18 protein-coding genes and 1 riboswitch are annotated in these 18,479 nt (G+C 31.6%); of the genes, 14 read left to right on the top strand and 4 right to left on the bottom strand.

What is annotated here, in order from left to right:
- Window positions 1–4 precede the first annotated feature (4 nt).
- The 4 genes from HZR23_RS02040 to HZR23_RS02025 all read left to right on the top strand — a co-directional run bounded on the left by HZR23_RS02040 (window position 5) and on the right by HZR23_RS02025 (window position 4,761).
- The gene (locus HZR23_RS02040) at window positions 5–979 is read left to right on the top strand and encodes an MBL fold metallo-hydrolase (RefSeq protein ID WP_132848114.1); all 975 of its coding nucleotides are present in this window, start codon (window positions 5–7) and stop codon (window positions 977–979) included.
- 250 nt (window positions 980–1,229) lie between these two features.
- Window positions 1,230–2,636, top strand: a complete 1,407-nt coding sequence (locus HZR23_RS02035; RefSeq protein ID WP_132848115.1) for an NAD(P)/FAD-dependent oxidoreductase — start codon at window positions 1,230–1,232, stop codon at window positions 2,634–2,636.
- A gap of 379 nt (window positions 2,637–3,015) precedes the next feature.
- Window positions 3,016–3,942: a GGDEF domain-containing protein gene (locus HZR23_RS02030; RefSeq protein WP_165913659.1), complete on the top strand. Its 927-nt coding sequence runs from the start codon at window positions 3,016–3,018 to the stop codon at window positions 3,940–3,942.
- A gap of 75 nt (window positions 3,943–4,017) precedes the next feature.
- Window positions 4,018–4,761, top strand: coding sequence for an SIMPL domain-containing protein (locus HZR23_RS02025; RefSeq protein ID WP_132848117.1), 744 nt, complete (start codon window positions 4,018–4,020; stop codon window positions 4,759–4,761).
- Between the two features lie 68 nt (window positions 4,762–4,829).
- Here the strand turns inward: HZR23_RS02025 and HZR23_RS02020 are convergent, their stop codons facing one another.
- Both HZR23_RS02020 and HZR23_RS17490 read right to left on the bottom strand, forming a co-directional pair.
- Entirely contained in the window at window positions 4,830–5,453 is a 624-nt protein-coding gene (locus HZR23_RS02020) for a GyrI-like domain-containing protein (protein WP_132848118.1), read from the bottom strand.
- A gap of 202 nt (window positions 5,454–5,655) precedes the next feature.
- Window positions 5,656–5,787, bottom strand: coding sequence for a hypothetical protein (locus HZR23_RS17490; protein ID WP_279229884.1), 132 nt, complete (start codon window positions 5,785–5,787; stop codon window positions 5,656–5,658).
- A gap of 199 nt (window positions 5,788–5,986) precedes the next feature.
- Between HZR23_RS17490 and HZR23_RS02015 the strand changes: the two genes are divergently transcribed.
- Window positions 5,987–6,739 carry an exodeoxyribonuclease III gene (locus HZR23_RS02015; RefSeq protein ID WP_132848119.1) on the top strand — a complete coding sequence of 251 codons (753 nt, stop codon included), beginning with the start codon at window positions 5,987–5,989 and terminating at the stop codon, window positions 6,737–6,739.
- A gap of 77 nt (window positions 6,740–6,816) precedes the next feature.
- Here HZR23_RS02015 and HZR23_RS02010 read toward each other — a convergent pair whose 3' ends face one another.
- Window positions 6,817–8,373: an ABC-F family ATP-binding cassette domain-containing protein gene (locus HZR23_RS02010; protein WP_132848120.1), complete on the bottom strand. Its 1,557-nt coding sequence runs from the start codon at window positions 8,371–8,373 to the stop codon at window positions 6,817–6,819.
- Between the two features lie 324 nt (window positions 8,374–8,697).
- Here HZR23_RS02010 and HZR23_RS02005 point away from each other — a divergent pair, with 324 nt between their 5' ends.
- The 4 genes from HZR23_RS02005 (at window position 8,698) to HZR23_RS01995 (ending at window position 12,754) form a co-directional block, all read left to right on the top strand.
- Window positions 8,698–8,895, top strand: coding sequence for a cold shock domain-containing protein (locus HZR23_RS02005; RefSeq protein WP_132848121.1), 198 nt, complete (start codon window positions 8,698–8,700; stop codon window positions 8,893–8,895).
- Window positions 8,896–9,038: 143 nt separating this feature from the next.
- On the top strand, window positions 9,039–10,595 hold the full coding sequence (locus tag HZR23_RS02000; protein ID WP_132848122.1) for a DEAD/DEAH box helicase: 1,557 nt from the start codon (window positions 9,039–9,041) through the stop codon (window positions 10,593–10,595).
- Window positions 10,596–10,737: 142 nt separating this feature from the next.
- Window positions 10,738–10,913, top strand: a riboswitch (Lysine riboswitch).
- A 128-nt stretch (window positions 10,914–11,041) separates the two neighbouring features.
- Entirely contained in the window at window positions 11,042–11,164 is a 123-nt protein-coding gene (locus HZR23_RS17965; protein ID WP_330571405.1) for a hypothetical protein, read from the top strand.
- A gap of 231 nt (window positions 11,165–11,395) precedes the next feature.
- Complete coding sequence (locus tag HZR23_RS01995) at window positions 11,396–12,754, top strand: Na+/H+ antiporter NhaC family protein (RefSeq protein ID WP_330571406.1); 1,359 nt, start codon at window positions 11,396–11,398, stop codon at window positions 12,752–12,754.
- Between the two features lie 146 nt (window positions 12,755–12,900).
- Here the strand turns inward: HZR23_RS01995 and HZR23_RS01990 are convergent, their stop codons facing one another.
- The gene (locus tag HZR23_RS01990) at window positions 12,901–14,256 is read right to left on the bottom strand and encodes a YjiH family protein (RefSeq protein ID WP_243098194.1); all 1,356 of its coding nucleotides are present in this window, start codon (window positions 14,254–14,256) and stop codon (window positions 12,901–12,903) included.
- 552 nt (window positions 14,257–14,808) lie between these two features.
- On the opposite strand from HZR23_RS01990, the gene HZR23_RS01985 reads away from it, so the two are divergent.
- The 5 genes from HZR23_RS01985 (at window position 14,809) to HZR23_RS01965 (ending at window position 18,419) form a co-directional block, all read left to right on the top strand.
- A complete protein-coding gene (locus tag HZR23_RS01985) occupies window positions 14,809–15,753 on the top strand; it encodes an S-layer homology domain-containing protein (protein ID WP_132848123.1) in 945 nt (314 codons plus the stop codon).
- A gap of 234 nt (window positions 15,754–15,987) precedes the next feature.
- Window positions 15,988–16,293 carry an ArsR/SmtB family transcription factor gene (locus HZR23_RS01980; protein ID WP_132848124.1) on the top strand — a complete coding sequence of 102 codons (306 nt, stop codon included), beginning with the start codon at window positions 15,988–15,990 and terminating at the stop codon, window positions 16,291–16,293.
- Window position 16,294: 1 nt separating this feature from the next.
- Complete coding sequence (gene arsB / locus HZR23_RS01975; protein WP_132848125.1) at window positions 16,295–17,362, top strand: ACR3 family arsenite efflux transporter; 1,068 nt, start codon at window positions 16,295–16,297, stop codon at window positions 17,360–17,362.
- A 36-nt stretch (window positions 17,363–17,398) separates the two neighbouring features.
- A complete protein-coding gene (locus HZR23_RS01970) occupies window positions 17,399–17,815 on the top strand; it encodes an arsenate reductase ArsC (RefSeq protein ID WP_132848126.1) in 417 nt (138 codons plus the stop codon).
- Between the two features lie 67 nt (window positions 17,816–17,882).
- On the top strand, window positions 17,883–18,419 hold the full coding sequence (locus HZR23_RS01965) for a D-glycero-alpha-D-manno-heptose-1,7-bisphosphate 7-phosphatase (protein WP_132848127.1): 537 nt from the start codon (window positions 17,883–17,885) through the stop codon (window positions 18,417–18,419).
- Window positions 18,420–18,479 lie beyond the last annotated feature (60 nt).

The following is an 18,479-nucleotide window of genomic DNA, read 5'->3' as shown; positions in this document are numbered from 1 at the left end:
TACAATGAAAAATGAAGTATACAAAAACATTTATCAGTATGAAATACCATTACCAAATAACCCATTAAAATCTACAAATACATACATAATTACATCCGAAGAAAGAAATCTTATAATAGATACAGGATTTAATATACCAGAATGCGAAGAAGCTATGATGAATGCCATTGAAGAGCTAGGTATAGATTTGAATAAAACGGATTTGTTTATAACACATTTACATTCTGATCATTCGGGATTAGCTGGTACATTACATAAAAAAGGAATAAGTAAAGTGTATGCTGGGGTTATAGATGGAGTAATGATAAATCAGATGACTACAGATGAGTATTGGCAAAAATTTAATGACTATGAGATAATGTTTGATTTAAAACGAGACAATGTAAGCTTTACTAATCATCCAGGTTATAAATATTGTCCAAAAGAGCAATTAGACTTTATTTACGTTAAAGAAAATGATGTTATAAATATCGGAGATTACTCTTTACGAGTTATTGATATCCCTGGACATACTCCGGGGCATATAGGTTTACATGAAGAAAACCATAAGCTTTTATTTTGCGGTGATCATATTTTAGGAAAAATTACTCCAAACATTACTTTCTGGAGTTTTGATACTGACTACTTAGCAGTTTACTTTGAAAGTTTAAAGAAGGTTTATGCATATGATTTAGAATATGTTTTCACAGCTCATAGATTTATTGTTCGTGACCATAGAACAAGAATTGATGAACTTATGGAGCATCATAGAGTCCGCTTAAATGAAGTTATTACTATAATTACAGATAAAAAGCTATCTGTTAGGGATACAGCAGCTAAAATGAAGTGGGAGCTTAGAGCGAAAAATTGGGATGAGTTTCCTATACCTCAAAAATGGTTCGCATCAGGTGAGGCTATGTCTCATTTAGAGCATTTAGTTTCGATTGGCAAGGCAGAAAAAAGTATAGAAGATAAAGTAATTTATTATAGAGCAATATAAACGTATACCTCAAGCAGTGGCTTGGGGTATTTTCTCTTTATTGTTATAAAAATAAAAACTTTTATTTCATTGAATTATTTGTTAATATACGTTACAATATGTATGTGAAAAACGTATTTTAAACTTGAACTGTATTTTAATATTCGGTTTAATATAAAAAAGATGTATAAACTATACTCTTGTTTTTTTTACTTCTAGAAAAACTAGCATACATTATCTATGCTCTACTATACAAAAGGGAGATGGTTATATGAATTTCGATATAGTTATTGTTGGGGCGGGGCCTGCAGGTATTTTTACTGCCCTAGAGCTTGTTAAACAAAAAAGTGATAAAAAGATTATTATCGTTGAAAAGGGAGCTAGTATAGAAAAAAGAAGTTGTCCTAAAGAGATAACTAAGACATGTGTATTCTGTAAGCCTTACTGTCATATAACTACAGGTTTTTCAGGTGCAGGTGCATTTTCAGATGGAAAACTATCCTTAAGCTATGAAGTAGGTGGCGAGCTACCAGAACTTATAGGTAATAAAAAAGCTGATGAGTTTATAAAATATACTGATAATATTTATTTAGAATTTGGTGCTGATACAAAAGTAGAAGGGCTAGAAAATACAGAAGCTATTAAGGAAATAAGATTAAAGGCTATAGAGGCTGGGTTAAAGCTTGTAGATTGTCCTATAAGACATCTAGGAACCGAAAAAGCTCAAGACCTTTACTTTAGAATACAGAACTATCTTATGGATAATGGTGTGGAAATAAGGTTTGGTACAATAGTAAAAGATTTAGTTATTGAAAATGGAGCAATTAATGGAGTAATAGCTTCTGATTTAAAGAAGAAGGAAGAAGATTACACTATTTTAGGTGAAAACATAATTGTTGCTGCTGGAAGAAAGGGTGCAGATTGGCTTAAGGATATGTGTTTAAAGCATGATATAAGTCATTGTGCTGGTACGGTGGATATAGGTGTTAGAGTAGAGGTTAGAAATGAAGTAATGGAAAAAGTAAATAGTGTTCTTTATGAATCAAAGCTTATTGGTTATCCAGCACCTTTTAGAAATAAGGTTAGAACTTTCTGTCAAAACCCAGGTGGATTTGTAAGTCAAGAAAACTATGATAACGATTTAGCTATAGTTAATGGACATTCATATAAGGATAGAAAATCAAATAATACTAATTTAGCTATTTTAAGTTCACATAATTTTCTAGAGCCCTTTAATCAACCAATTGAATACGGTAAAAAGGTTGCAGAATTAGTGAATATGCTAGGTAATGGAAACATTTTAGTACAAAGATATGGGGATATATTAGACGGTAAAAGAACATGGCAAAAGGAATTAGATCAATCAAATGTGGAGCCTACATTACCGGATGCTGTAGCAGGAGATATTACATCTGCTATACCTTACCGCCCAATGATGAATATATTAAACTTTATTGAAGCTATGAATGTAGTAGTACCTGGTTTTGCTAGTAGAGAAACTTTATTATATGGACCAGAAATAAAGTTTTATAGCAACAAAATAAATGTTGATAAAAATGATTTTCAGACAAATATTGAAGGACTATATTGTCTAGGGGATTCCAGTGGATGGACTAGGGGTCTTATGATGGCTTCTGTTATGGGAGTAATAATGGGAAGGAACCTAATAAATTCATAAAATAAAGTAAATTATTTTAGGCACTCTTTTGAGTGTCTATTTTTGTCGATATATATATTAAATACACATTGAAGGGGAATTATGTAGATGTTATAATTAAGACAAAGTTTTTGGAAAATACTGCTACGATATGGGGGTGTGTTCTGAGACAATGTTAAATAATTATAATTTTATTATTATAGTTTGCTTTTCGTTTTTAATAGTCACTTTTAACTTTTCTTTAGTTAGAAAGAACAGTCTTCTTAGAAATATAGGACATACTTTCTTTATACCTCTCTATTTTGCTATTTTCTTTTTTCTTTATTTTAATGAGATTCCATCGATAAAAGATATACTATTTATTGAAATGGTCCATATGTTGACCTTTTTATTCTGTCTTGTGAAAAGGCCTAATAGTAATAATGTACTGAATCCAGTGTTGATTTGTAGTATTTTTATTTTATTAACAGGAATTTTTGGTATATATGGTTTAGTAGGAATTTATCAAAATGGGTTATTTATAAGCATAATCTTAGTTGGTACATCAATACTTAATATTTTAATATTGTGGTTGAGAAAAAATAATGAAAGAGGATTAATAAATGGATTACTATGGTTATTGTTAAGTAATTTATTTATTTTATTAGTAACTCATGAATTATTTAAATATGGCGGTATTCCTTTAAGAGGTATAAGCTATTTATCCATATATTGTCACTTCCTAAAGGGTATTAAGAAAAAAATAGTCATTAATAGGACTGAAGCAGATTCTTTAAAAGCATCTTTAATCGAGGAATATAATCAAAAAATGGAGAAGCAGTTATCAAATATGCAGCTGAAACAGGAGAGTATTATTGTATCAAATCAATATGATACTATGACTACGGCATATAATAAGAAGGCAATTCTAGAAGTTTTAAATAGTTTGCTTTCCTTAGTAAAAAAACCAATGTCTGTATTAATGATAGATATAGATAATTTTAAACAGATAAATGATACGTATGGACATATTGTTGGGGATAATTGCATTAAGAATGTGGTTGATATTATGCAAAATAGTGTAAGAAAGGCTGATTATATTGGAAGATATGGAGGAGATGAATTTTTAGTAGTTTTACCTAACACTAGTAGTGACGAAGCTAAAAGTATTGCTGAAAAACTTAGGACAAAAATTATCCAGCAAAGTGATTATAATATTACTATTTCTGTTGGAATAGCTTGTTATCCAGAGGATGGTAATAAGACCACTGAGCTAATTGAAAAGGCGGACAAGGGATTGTATGCATCCAAAAGAAAAGGGAAAAATTCAGTATGCTATATTAAGTAAAAACATGGAATTAATTTGGAACTTATTTAAGTTTATACTCGTCAAATGAAATAAATACTTGAAGGAGGTAAAAAAATGAATAAAATTAAGTTTTTTAAATTTTTAACAGTAGTAGTAGTTTCAATACTTCTAATAGCTTCGTTTGTTTTAGGTAGTCAGAATAATACAAGCATAGCAAATGCTACTAGCAAAGAACAAAATGGTGTAATTACTGTTAGTGGTGAAGGGGTTATTAAGGTAAAGCCTGATATTGCTTATATTTCATTGGGGGTACAAACACAAAATTCAAATGCAAAAGTTGCACAATCGGATAATGCAACAAAAATGAATAACGTAATGGCTGCTCTAAAACAACAGGGCATTAAGGATGAAGATATTCAGACAATTCAGTACAATATATATCCGAATCATAGATATAATCCTAATACAGGGCAATCGACGGTAGATGGATATGTAGTGCAAAATACAGTAAGAGTTATAATTAGAGATATAAATTCAGTAGGTACTGTAATTGATGCTGTAGCAAAAAATGATAGTAATATTTTAAATAGTATAGAGTTTTCAATAAGTGATTCAAGTAAATACTATGCTGAAGCATTAACGAAGGCAACTAAAGATGCTAAGGCAAAAGCAGAGGTTATAGCCAAATCTGTAGATGTTAAAATTTCTAAACCTACAAAAATAATAGAGGCTGGTCAATCAGAGCCAGTGTTATACAATACTAGAGCTTTAATGGATGCAAAGTTAGAAACAGCAACAGCCATTTCAGCAGGAATGCTTGAAGTTAAAGCATCAGTTATTGCAGAGTATTCATATTAAATTCAATTTACCCACTCAAAAATAAGGTCTTCGACGAAGACCTTATTTTTATATAAAAATTTTTTTCACTATATTCTTTTTACATTATACCTTAAAACTGTCTTCAATTTATCAGGTTCAACTTTTCTAGCATCCGAAAGATAAATTTCTCTATGTATAAGGGTTACTATTTGAAGTTGGTTTTCTTCAATAAATTCTTTCATTTTTTTAAAACTTCGTGGTTCATCATCATAGGGCCCCATGTGAAGGATTTGAACTGATAAACCATCTTTAATCGTATCAAATGATACCTCATCAAGTAGTGGATTAGGTTTCTTTTTTCTTACGTTTTCAAAAGCCCTATCTACTATTTCTTTCGTTACAAAATCAGGTTGCCTAATCATAATAGTATATAATAATTCATCTTTATCGAGGGTATCCAATTTCCTCCCCTTTTCTGTTAAATCCCATAGTCCTTCTAATGGATATACTGTATATTCAAAATAACCTTCAGGGGTGTATCCTTGCTTTGGCATCATTCTTATGGCATAAGATAATGAATAAAGAACTTCGATTCTGTTTGAAAAGTCTTCACTATTTGGATTTCTGTTGCCTTTTATCATTAAGAATTTTTGCTCTGGAACTGTTATTAATTCTGGTTTTTGCCCTGATATATATAAATTTTTTTGTTGCTTTCTCCACTCATGCTTCATTTTTTCACCTTTATTTCATAATTTTTCATCTAACCAAATAATATAAAGTTCTAATTAAAAGTTGTCACCAATGGAAATGTTTTCTAACACTAATTCTCCACTTTTAAAATTATATACTATATAGACCATTGATTTTGTATATTACTTATATCTTGTTCACTTAAACCCCTAACATCAAAAATAGTGTATTCCATACTTTCCGCTATATTTTTAGAACAGTACCAAGAATATTCTGGCAAGTGGTTCCACCACTAGTAGATCTAACTCTATCATATCTGTCAATAATGTATAAATTTTCAGATGGAGATTTTTCTTTCTTCTCGAGCTTCATCATTTAAAAAGCATAATCAGTCAAATTTACATTTTCATGTCATCAAGTATACAAAAGGGCCATAATTCTATACTTTCAGATAGTTTTGTTTGATTAAAGAGTATATAGAAGGGTATTATCATTAGGAGCATTATATTATACTTATATTATAGAATAAAGCTACTTGTATAAATACGAAAATATTACTTAAGGAGAGACGGTTTTGAAATTAATTTCTTGGAATGTAAATGGTATTAGAGCATGTGTAGAAAAAGATTTTTTAGGCTTCTTTGAAAGAGAAGACGCAGATATATTTTGTATTCAGGAAACTAAAGTGCAAGAGGGCCAAATAATACTAGAGTTAAAAGATTACTATCAATATTGGAACTATGCTGAAAAAAAGGGTTATTCAGGTACTGCCATATTTTCAAAAATAGAACCTATAAGTGTCAAGTATGGAATAGGTGTTAATGAACTTGATAATGAAGGAAGAGTTATAACTTTAGAGTTCGAAAGCTTCTACTTAATCACTGTATATAGCCCCAATTCTCAAAGGGGACTTGCTCGGTTAGGATATAGGATGAAGTGGGAAGATGAGTTTATTAAATACTTAAAAACAATTGAACAACACAAACCAGTTATATTTTGTGGAGATTTAAATGTTTCCCATAAGGAAATAGATCTTAAGAACCCCAAAAGCAATAGGAAGAGTGCAGGGTTTACAGATGAGGAAAGAGGTTGCTTCGATAAATTAATTGAAAATAATTTCATTGATACATTTAGGTACATTTATCCGGATAAAGAAGATGCATATACATGGTGGTCCTATTTCAGTAAAGCTAGAGAAAGAAATATTGGTTGGAGAATTGATTATTTTTGTACATCTGACAAACTTAAAGATGATTTAAAGGATGCTATTATCTATAGTGATGTTTTTGGCTCAGATCATTGTCCTGTTGGAATAGAAATTTTTTAGTATGATTTAATTTACTTTTCATTATTAACATAAAAAAGAGATAGACTTTTTTCTATCTCTTTTTTATCTATATAATATTAAACTATTTTAGTTGTCCAATTTTCGCAATTCCAAACGTCAGTAACAATATCATGATAAAAATCAGGTTCATGACAGATAATTAATAGACTACCTTTATATGCTTTAAGGGCTCTTTTGAGTTCTTCTTTAGCATCAACATCTAAATGGTTAGTAGGCTCATCTAATATTAGAATATTAGATTCTCTATTTATTAATTTGCAAAGTCTAACTTTTGCCTGCTCTCCACCACTTAGTACAACTACTTTGCTTTCGATATGCTTTGTCGTTAAACCACATTTAGCAAGAGCAGCTCTAACTTCATATTGAGTATAGGAAGGGAAGTCCTGCCAAACTTCATCTATACATGTTTTATAATTTGCTTCCTTTATTTCCTGTTCAAAATATCCAATATGCAGATAATCACCTAATTCTACAGAACCAGTAATTGAAGGTATTTGTCCTAGAATACTCTTTAAAAGTGTTGTTTTCCCTAAACCATTAGCACCTATAAGTGCAATTTTTTGACCTCTTTCCATTCTAAGGTTTAGAGGCTTAGAAAGTGGTTCAGTATACCCTATAACTAAATCTCTAGTCTCAAAAATTAGTTTGCCAGAAGTTCTAGCTTCTTTAAAGCTAAACTCTGGTTTAGGTTTTTCTTTAGCAAGCTCTATAACGTCCATATTATCAAGTTTTTTCTGTCTAGACATTGCCATGTTTCTTGTAGAAACTCTAGCTTTGTTTCTAGCAACAAAATCCTTTAAATCAGCAATTTCCTGTTGTTGTCTTTTATATGCAGACTCAAGTTGTTGTTTTTTTGCTTCATAGACCTGCATAAAGTTATTGTAGTCACCCACATATCTGTTAAGCTCCTGATTTTCCATATGGTATATTAGATTTATTACACTATTAAGGAATGGGATTTCATGGGATATTAATATAAATGCGTTTTCATATTCTTGTAAATATCTCTTAAGCCATTCAATATGTTGTTCATCTAGGTAGTTTGTAGGTTCATCTAGAAGAAGAATATCAGGTTTTTCTAATAGAAGCTTTGCAAGTAAAACTTTTGTCCTTTGTCCACCACTTAAATCATGAACGTCCTTATCTAGACCAATGTCTTCTAATCCCAAACCTCGACCAATTTCATCGATTTTAGCATCTATAATATAGAAATCATTGTTGGTTAGAGTATCTTGAAGTGTACCTAATTCTTCAAGTAACTTTTCTAATTCTTCTGGTGATGCATCAGCCATTTTGTCACATATATTGTTCATTTCGATTTCCATATCAAAAAGATATTGAAATGCTGTTCTTAAAACGTCCCTGATGCTTTTACCTTTCTCAAGTACTGTATGTTGGTCTAAATATCCTATTCTAACATTTTTTGCCCATTCAATATTTCCTTCATCTGGCTCTAGCTTTCTAGTAATTATATTCATAAAGGTAGATTTACCTTCACCGTTAGCACCAATTAATCCTATGTGCTCTCCTTTTAATAATCGGAAGGATACATTATTAAAAATTGCCCTATCTCCGAACCCGTGACTCAAGTTTTTTACAGTTAAAATACTCATTGGTTTCCCCTCTCTAAATTGTAAACATTATAATTTATTTATTTTGTAATTAAAATTCATTAATAATTTTTCCAAATAAGAATAAAAAATAAAATTTGCATACATAATAGATTATATATGAGATAAAAAAAATTTAAAAGAAAAAAATAATGTTAATTTTGTTTGCTTTATTATAATTAACGTGATACAATTACTTTGGTGTTAAAAAGTCATGAAAGCTAAGAAAAACAGTTTGACGGCCTCTTATTGTTGGCTTTAGGTTTAAATTAGTTTAGTAAGTTTTCTACTTTTTATCGAATATTATTTTTAAGGAGGCCATAAAATATGGTAGGAAAAGTAAAATGGTTTAATGCAGAAAAAGGTTTTGGATTCATCGAGCGTGAAGATGGAGATGACGTATTCGTACATTTCACAGCAATCCAAGGATCAGGATTCAAAACTCTTCAAGAAGGTCAACAAGTTGAGTTTGATATCGTTGATGGAAACCGTGGACCACAAGCTGCTAACGTAACAGCGAAATAGTTTAATTATATATATAAATAAGCTAACATTAAAAGGTCTTTATCCCAGTCATTTGGAATAATGACCTTTTTTTCTGGGTATCATTAATATAGAATAAACTGTACTAGTTTAGTTTTATTGAAATAAAAGGAGATTGATAATTATTGAAAACATTTGCAGAGTTTGAAATTAGTAAAGAAATACTTAAAGCCATTACAGATATGGGCTTTGAAGAAGCAACACCTATTCAACAACAGACTATTCCTACTGCACTAGAAGGAAAAGATGTTATTGGGCAGGCACAAACAGGAACTGGAAAAACTGCAGCCTTTGGAATTCCACTTGTTGAGAAGGCAGATAGTAATAATCCACAAATACAAGGATTGGTTTTAACGCCGACTAGAGAGTTAGCTATGCAGGTTGCAGAGGAGCTAAACAAAATTGGAAATATAAAAGGAATTCGTGCACTGCCTATTTATGGTGGACAAGACATAAATAGGCAGATGAAGGCTTTAAAAAAGAACCCACAGATTATTGTTGCAACACCTGGTAGATTTATGGACCATATGAGAAGAAAAACTGTCCAGCTTAAAGGAATCAACTTAGTTGTATTAGATGAGGCTGATGAAATGTTAAATATGGGTTTTGTTGAAGACATAGAGACAATATTAAAAGAAGTGCCAACAGAAAGACAAACCTTACTATTCTCAGCAACAATGCCAAAACCAATTCAAGCATTAGCGCATAAATTTATGAGTGAGCCTGAATTTATTGCTGTAAAATCTTCAGAGATAACTGTACCGAACATAGTACAAGAATATATAGAAGTGCCAGAGAAACAAAAATTCGATGTTCTTTGTCGTTTGCTAGATATTCAAGGTCCAGAGCTTGCAATTGTCTTTGGAAGAACTAAAAGAAGAGTTGACGAACTATCAGAAGCTTTATCTAAAAGAGGATATGGTGCAGAAGGTATACATGGGGATTTAACACAGAGTAAGAGAGATAGCGTATTGCGTAAGTTTAAAGAGGGAACGATAGAAGTGCTGGTAGCAACAGATGTGGCTGCAAGAGGTCTGGATATTTCTGGAGTAACTCACGTATATAACTTTGATATACCTCAAGATCCTGAGAGTTATGTTCATAGGGTAGGGAGAACTGGTAGAGCTGGTAATACAGGTTTAGCAACAACTTTTGTTTCTCCTAGAGAGATTAGCTTCCTAAAAACTATTGAAAGAGTTGCTAAAAGAAAGATTGATAAAAAGCCTATTCCTTCTTTCGCTGAGGCTATAGAAGGTCAACAAAGATTAGCTGTAGAAAAATTACTTCAAATTGTAAGAGAGAATTCTCTTAAAGCATACAAAGCTATAGCTGAACAATTACTTGAAGAAACTGATTCTGTAACCTTAGTGTCAGCTGCATTAAAAATGATGACAAAGGAACCGAATACAGCAGCGGTAATGATTACCGAAGAGGCCCCTCTTAGAACTAAGAAGCCAAGACCAGAAGGTAGTGGTGGCGGACGACATAGATCAAATAAAGGTCGATCTGATAATAAGTCCGATAGAAATGATAGAAATGATAGAAATGACCGTGGCGATAGAAATGACCGTGGCGATAGAAACGACCGCGGTGATAGAAATGATCGTAACAAGAAGCCTCGCGGTGGTTCCAATGAAAATTTCGGAAACAAAGGAAACTTCCCTAAGAAGAAGAAAAAATAATATAAATATTAAAGGAAATCTAATTGGGCTAGGTTTCCTTTTTATATTACTAAAATATTCTGACTATTTCGTGTATTTCTTGGTTGATTGACACTAACTTTCTAACAATGATAAAATATTATAAGTATAAAATTTATTTCCATTTCTAAATAGAGGTGCAATATTTAATAGTATTTAAGTGGAGTGAAGCGACTGTGAAGCTTAAAGAAAGGAAATGTTGCCGAAATATATAGTTGATTGCTTTAAGGCTATATATTGGTTTTACTCAAAATATGTGTAAAACTGTCACAATGTTATTTGTGGGGCGCTATTGAATTAATAAGGATGCATAGAGGATTTACAACATACCCTTTGCGCTCTAAACCTTTTGCAATAGCATAAGGTTTTTTTTATTTTTACGATTGGAAGTGGATAGGTTATTTATATAAAACAAAGGAGGAAACAGAGTGAAGAGAAAAGCATTATTTATAACTGTTTTAATGATACTTTTATCATCTGCAACTAGTTATGCTTCTGATGCTCAAATGAATGCTGACAAATTTGGTATATGGACATTAATTCCCCCGTGAGTAGCTATCGTTTTAGCATTTGCAACTAAAAATGTTGTAATTTCATTATTTATTGGGGTATTTTCAGGTGCATTTATTTTAGGATTAAATGATTATGGTGTTGGCGGAGCTTTTGTTCAAGGATTTTTAGGTATTATTGGTTATATTATTGATTCTTTAGCGGATTCTTGGAATGCGGGTATTATACTTCAGTGTTTAACTATTGGAGGACTTATAGCATTAATTTCTAAAATGGGTGGTGCAAGGGCCGTAGCTGAGGCCTTAGCTAAAAGAGCAAAATCACCTATTAGTGCTCAATTAGTAACTTGGGTATTAGGTTTATTTATTTTCTTTGATGATTATGCAAATGCATTAATCGTTGGTCCAATTATGAGACCAGTTACAGATAAAATGAAAATTTCTAGAGAACGTCTAGCTTTTATTATTGATGCTACTGCGGCCCCAATTGCTGGACTTGCATTAATATCTACGTGGATAGGTTATGAGATTGGATTAATAAAGGATGCATATGGAAGTATAGGGCAAGAGGTTAATGCATATGGAGTGTTTATTTCAACAATTCCATATCGTTTCTACAACATATTAATTTTAGCATTTATAGTAATATCAGCTGTGCTTTTAAAAGAATTTGGTCCAATGTATAATGCAGAAAAACGTGCAAGAACAACAGGTAAGGTTTTAGCCGATGGTGCAAAGCCTATGGCAACAGAAGAAGCCACAGACCTTGAGCCAAAACCAGGCACAAAGCTTAGTGTTTGGAATGCTATTATACCTATTGGTGTATTAATAATATCTGCTTTTGCTGGATTCTATTATAACGGTTATTTAGAATTGCTTGAAGATCCAGAAATGATTGAGATGATTAAAAACGCGCCACTTTCAATGGCTGCTATTAGAGAAACTTTTGGGGCGTCTGATGCGAGTATAGTATTATTCCAGGCTGCGTTATTTGGAAGTATAGTTGCCCTAGTAATGGGTATAAGGCAAAAAATATTTACTATTTCTGAAGGAATTGAAACTTGGATTACAGGTATGAAATCCCTTGTAATTACAGGAGTTATATTATTACTAGCTTGGTCATTGTCTGGTGTAATTAAAGAATTAGGTACTAACTGGTATTTAGTTTCTAAACTAGGAGATGCATTGCCAGCGTTTATTTTACCATCGTTAATATTTATTTTAGGGTCTGCTATTTCATTTGCGACAGGAACGTCTTATGGAACTATGGGTATTTTAATGCCATTAACAATTCCATTAGCTTTTGCAATAAATCCAGATCAAAACTTTATAATTATGTGTGTTGGGGCGGTTTTAACAGGAGCAATTTTCGGAGATCATTGTTCACCAATATCCGATACAACAATTCTATCTTCTATGGGGGCTGCCTGTGATCATATGGATCACGTAAAAACTCAAATAGTGTATGCTTTAACGGTAGCGCTTGTTACAGTAGTATTTGGATATATTCCAGTTGGATTAGGTTTACCTGTAATACTAGTTCTTCCAGTAGCTATAGTTGTTATTGCTGGTATTATTCATGTATTCGGTAAATCGGTTAAGGAAAAAGATCTAGAAAAGGCTACAGCTTAGAAATAAATAATTAAATTATCGAGGGTTAAATTCCCTCGATTTTTACGTTTATTTGTATTTAATATGTATTACATATAAAAAAGGTAGATCTCCTGGATCTACCTTTTGTGCATAGAAATTTGCATTCATTTAAATAATTTAATTATTTAAAATATAATATGAGCAGCTAAAGCAACGATTGGTAAAGTAATTAAAGTACGTTGTATGAATATAAGTATTAAGTCTTTGATTGAAACCGGAATCTTAGAACCTAATAGTAATCCACCAACTTCTGACATATAAATTAATTGGGTTACAGAAACTGTAGCAATAACAAAACGAGTTAACTCACTTTCTATTCTAGCACCAATTACTGAGGGAAGAAACATATCTGCAAATCCTACAACTAATGTTTGTGAAGCTTCTGTGGCCTCAGGTATACGTAACAGATTTAGAATGGGAATAAAAGGCATACCTAACCATGTAAACAATGGAGTAAATTCAGCGATAATTAGAGCTATTGTACCTAATGCCATTACAACAGGCATAACTCCAAACCACATTTCAAAAACGTTTTTCATTCCACCCTTCATGAATTGCTTTAGAGACATTCCTTCACTTGCCTTTTCAATAGCTTGATTTAATCCCCATTGGAATGAGGTAAATCCTTTAGGGATCGTTTCATTAATATTGTTACTTGTATTCTCATAGTAGTTATTAGGCTTTTTAGATAAGGGTGGTATTCTAGGAATAATGATTCCTGCTACGATACCAGCAATAATAATAGTTAAATAGTATGGAACAAACAAATGTGCTAAGTTTACTTGAGAAATTACAACTAAACTGAATGTAATAGATACTGCAGAGAAGGTTGTCCCTATAACAGCAGCTTCTCTTTCTGAATAGTAACCCTCTTCATATTGCTTACTAGTCAAAATAACTCCAATAGTCCCATCTCCTAGCCATGAAGCTACACAGTCAATCGAAGAGCGACCTGGGAGTGTAAAAATAGGACGCATTATTTTAGTTAGTAAAGCACCGAAAAATTCTAATAACCCAAACTCTAATAGTAAAGGTAAGAAAAGACCTGCGAATAAAAATACAGCAAATAGTATTGGTAGTAAATCTAATAACAATAACCCACCAGTGTACTCAAACCAAATAAATTCCGGTCCAATTTCTAATAGTGTAGAGATTGCAAATAATGCACCGAATACCCTCATCATTAACCAAAAAGTAGTTACATGAAATAATCCTTTTAAAAAAGATTTATTTAATGTATATGATGGTTTAAAGATACTAGTTATTAAGCTGATAATTGCTGTTGAACATATTAATATTGTAATGATTGTTGGTAATATGTCTGCTAATAAATTTTGGACGTATTTTGAAAAAATAGCGACAGGAATAGTAATTTCACCTAAATATGAAATTGGAGTCATGAAAAGAATTACACCTATAATTGAAGGTATAAGAAATCTTAACAAATTTCCAGTACTAAATTTAGAATTTTGTTTTATCATTTTATTCTTTGTCTCCTTTTGTGTAGATTGTATTTATGCAACTGGAATATTTTAATATAAATCCTATTAGAATACAACAGTTATTATATTACATAAGATTTTTTAAATGTAAAAACAGTTTAATTAAAACTAAAGAATAAAATTCCAGGAGATTTGGTTCTGTATTTAACATGGTTTCAAAAAAGTAGGTGATCTTATTTGGTTAAAACCCGTACTTGCAAAATACTTAATTTTACATCCAACATCTTGGAGAGAAAAGAGTGGTAAAGGAGTAAATATTATTACATAAAAAGTATATATATACTCTAATTTAATTAATTACTAATTGGCCCATATATTACAAATAGAACAATAGGATAATGTATTATACAATTGAGTCTAGAAATGATGCTCGCAAACTCAAGATGCATATATCAAAATAGTCTCTAATACATATATAAATCTGAATCCTTAATATTGAGCATTATTATCAAGTTGATAACATTAATCCTTAGGATTTTGTTATAGATTAACTAAAAAACTACTATCACAAAAAAGAAAGGAGGAGGGATTATGCCCTCTATTAAAAAAGCATTAGTGTTGTTATTAGTTCTAGCTTTAATGGTACCAGGTGTATCAGTATTCTCCTTTGCTGAAGCAGGAGAAACAGGAAATGAGCCTGTAGAAGTAACTGAGCAAGAAGGAACCGTTGAAGAAGAAGAAACAGAGGAAGAAATAGACGAAGAACAAGAAACAGACGAAGAAGATGAAGAAGGTGAAGAAGAAGCAGATGAAGAAGAAACAGAAGAAGTAGTAGTGTTTAATGATATTAATAACCATTGGGCTAAAGATGTTATTGAAGAAATGGCAGCTAGAAATATTGTTAATGGTGTAGGAAACGGAAGTTTTGAGCCTAATAGAAATATTACAAGAGCTGAGTTTGCTACTATTGTTCTTAAATCTTTAGATTTAGAACCTCATACAAGCGAGATTCCATTTAAAGATGTAGCTACAGGAAGTTGGTACTATGAAAATATAGTTAGTGCTTATCATTATGGACTTGTAGCAGGTTATGGAGACGTATTTAAGCCTAACCAAACAATTACTAGACAAGAGGCATTTACAATAATTACAAATGCTGCGAAATTTGCTGGAATGGATACAGAAATATCAGCGGAAGCTAAAGAAGCACGATTAAGCAAATTTACAGATAGAAATCAAGTAAGTACATGGGCTAAGAATACAGTTGCTTTCTGTATAGAAAATGAAATTGTTGTAGGATATAATAATTTATTAAGACCTACGGATAACATTACTAGAGCAGAGTCAGTAACTATTGCAAAAAGGTTGTTAGACATAGTTGAAGAAGATCTAGAGACTCCAGAAGATCCAGAGACTCCAGAAGACCCAGAGACTCCAGAAGACCCAGAGACTCCAGAAGACCCAGAGACTCCAGAAGACCCAGAGACTCCAGAATATCCTGAGAACCCAGAAAACCCTGAGAATCCAGAAAACTAAATCTATAAATAATAAAAGTGGCTCAATACTATTGAGGCACTTTTACTTTAGATGGTATGTATACATAAATTAATATATAAGACATATAATAAATTTTATTATAAGCAATAATTTAACAGAATATATATTGACAACTATCTATGTTTTTTATATTCTATACATAGATACATTTAAATGTGTCTATAAAATACTCAAATAGGAATAAAATTAAATATAAGGAAGGACGTATATGAAATGAAAGACTATGCAGAGATATTTAAAGCGTTATCGGATGAAGGACGTTTAAAAATATTAAAATTTATTTCAGGTTGTGAAAGATGTGCCTGTGAAGTACAAGAGCAACTAGATTTGACACAGCCTACTATATCTCATCATATGAAAATACTTACACAAGCAGGAATAGTTAATTGCGAAAAAAAGGGAAGATGGATGCACTATTCCGTTAATAAAGAAAAAATGTTAGAGGTTTCAGAGTTCATACAAAGTGTCGTTGTATGCAGTGATGATACAATTATAAATAATTTTAAGGAGTGTGACTAAAATGGCTAAGAAACAAGAAAATACAGGTGCAGAATTAGGTTTCTTTGGAAGGTATTTAACACTATGGGTAGCCCTGTGTATTGTTATAGGTGTAGCTGTTGGACAATTTCTTCCGGTTGTTCCAGAAACCTTAAGTCAGTTTGAAAGAGCAAATGTATCAATACCTGTGGCTATACTTATATGGCTAATGATATATCCTATGATGCTAAAGATTGATTTTTCAAGTATAGTAGAAGCAACTAAAAAACCAAAGGGACTCATTGTAACCTGTGTAACTAACTGGCTTATTAAACCTTTTACTATGTATATAATTGCTGCCTTTTTCTTCAAAGTAGTTTTTAGTCACCTAATACCAACTGGATTAGCAGATGATTATTTAGCGGGGGCAGTTTTACTTGGAGCTGCACCATGTACAGCTATGGTATTTGTTTGGAGTCATTTAACAAAAGGAGATCCTGCCTATACATTAGTTCAAGTAGCAGTTAATGACCTTATTTTACTAGTAGCATTTACTCCGATTGTTGCTTTTTTATTAGGAATTACCAATGTAGTAGTACCATATGAAACCTTGTTCTTATCGGTTTTTCTATTTATAGTAATCCCTTTAGCAGGTGGATATATTTCTAGAAAGTACATTATTAAACATAAAGGATTAGATTATTTTGAAAACGTGTTTTTAAAGAAATTTGATAATGTTACTATAGTAGGTTTATTATTAACCCTAATTATTATATTTACTTTCCAAGGTGAAGTTATTTTACGTAATCCATTACACATTTTATTAATAGCAATACCTCTAACTATACAAACCTTCTTTATATTTGCTCTTGCCTATGGCTGGGCTAAAGCTTGGAAGTTACCTCATAATATAGCATCCCCAGCTGGAATGATAGGAGCTAGTAATTTCTTTGAATTAGCCGTAGCTGTTGCAATATCTTTGTTTGGGTTAGAGTCTGGTGCGACATTGGCCACAGTTGTTGGAGTGTTAGTAGAAGTTCCAGTAATGCTTGCATTAGTTAGAATTGCAAATCGAACGAGACATTGGTTTAAAGAACCAACATCAATATAAATATATTAAGTATATAGAATAGAGAGGAGATTTTTTATGAAACCAAAGGTAGGCTTTATATGTGTGCATAATTCTTGTAGATCACAGATGGCAGAAGCTTTAGGAAAGCATTTTGCAGGAGAAGTTTTCGAATCATATTCAGCAGGTACGGAATTAAGGCCCCAGATAAATCAAGATGCGGTTAGAACAATTAAGGACTTATATAGTATTGATATGAATGAAACCCAATATTCAAAGCTACTAAATGATATACCAGAAGTAGATATTATCGTTACAATGGGCTGTAATGTTGCTTGTCCATTTCTACCATCTAGACATTCGGAAGATTGGGGATTAGATGATCCATCTGGAAAAAGTGATGAGGAATTTATTAATACGGCTAAAATAATTGAAGAGAAGGTAAAAGATTTAGTTAGAAGAATTGAAAGTGGTGAAATAAATTTAAACTCTTAAATTGAAAATGACATATTTATTAGTATTATTGAAAATAATATAATAGATATATTTTTAGGAGGAACAAATGAAAAAAGCTATTTTCTTTGATCGAGATGGAGTTTTGAATGTAAATAAGCAGCATGTTAATAAACCTGAACAGCTTATGTTGTATGATGGAGTTAAGGAAGCATTGAAAAAAGCTTTTGATGTGGGATATGAAGTTTTCGTTGTTACAAATCAAGGTGGTATTGAGCTTGGACATCTTACTCATGAAAAATTAAAAGAGATTCACGACTGTTTAGAGGAACAATTAATAGGGTATTGTAAAATTAGGGAGATAGTTTATTGTCCAGATTTTAAAAAACCGAGTAAGTTCAGAAAACCAGAACCAGGAATGATACTATATTTAATTGAAAAGTACAATATAGATTTTAAAAATAGCTGGATGGTAGGAGATATGGAAACAGATATAACTGCTGGAATTAGTGTTGGGTGTAAAACAGCTAAAGTTGGTAAACTAGACCCAAGAGCGAACATTAATGAAATGGCTTTAGAAAGCAGACTTAAAAATAGGAAAGTGGATTTAGAAGCAATTGTTGAAAAAATTATTGAAATAGGGTAATACATTTAGGTATGATATGGTAAAATATGATATATTTATTAGTGATACTAATATAATATT

It is taken from the genome of Serpentinicella alkaliphila (genome assembly GCF_018141405.1).
In the GTDB taxonomy this organism is placed as follows: Bacteria; Bacillota; Clostridia; order Peptostreptococcales; family Natronincolaceae; genus Serpentinicella; species Serpentinicella alkaliphila.
Note: the sequence above shows the minus strand (reverse complement) of the source record. Positions and strands in the feature narration are given on the sequence as shown.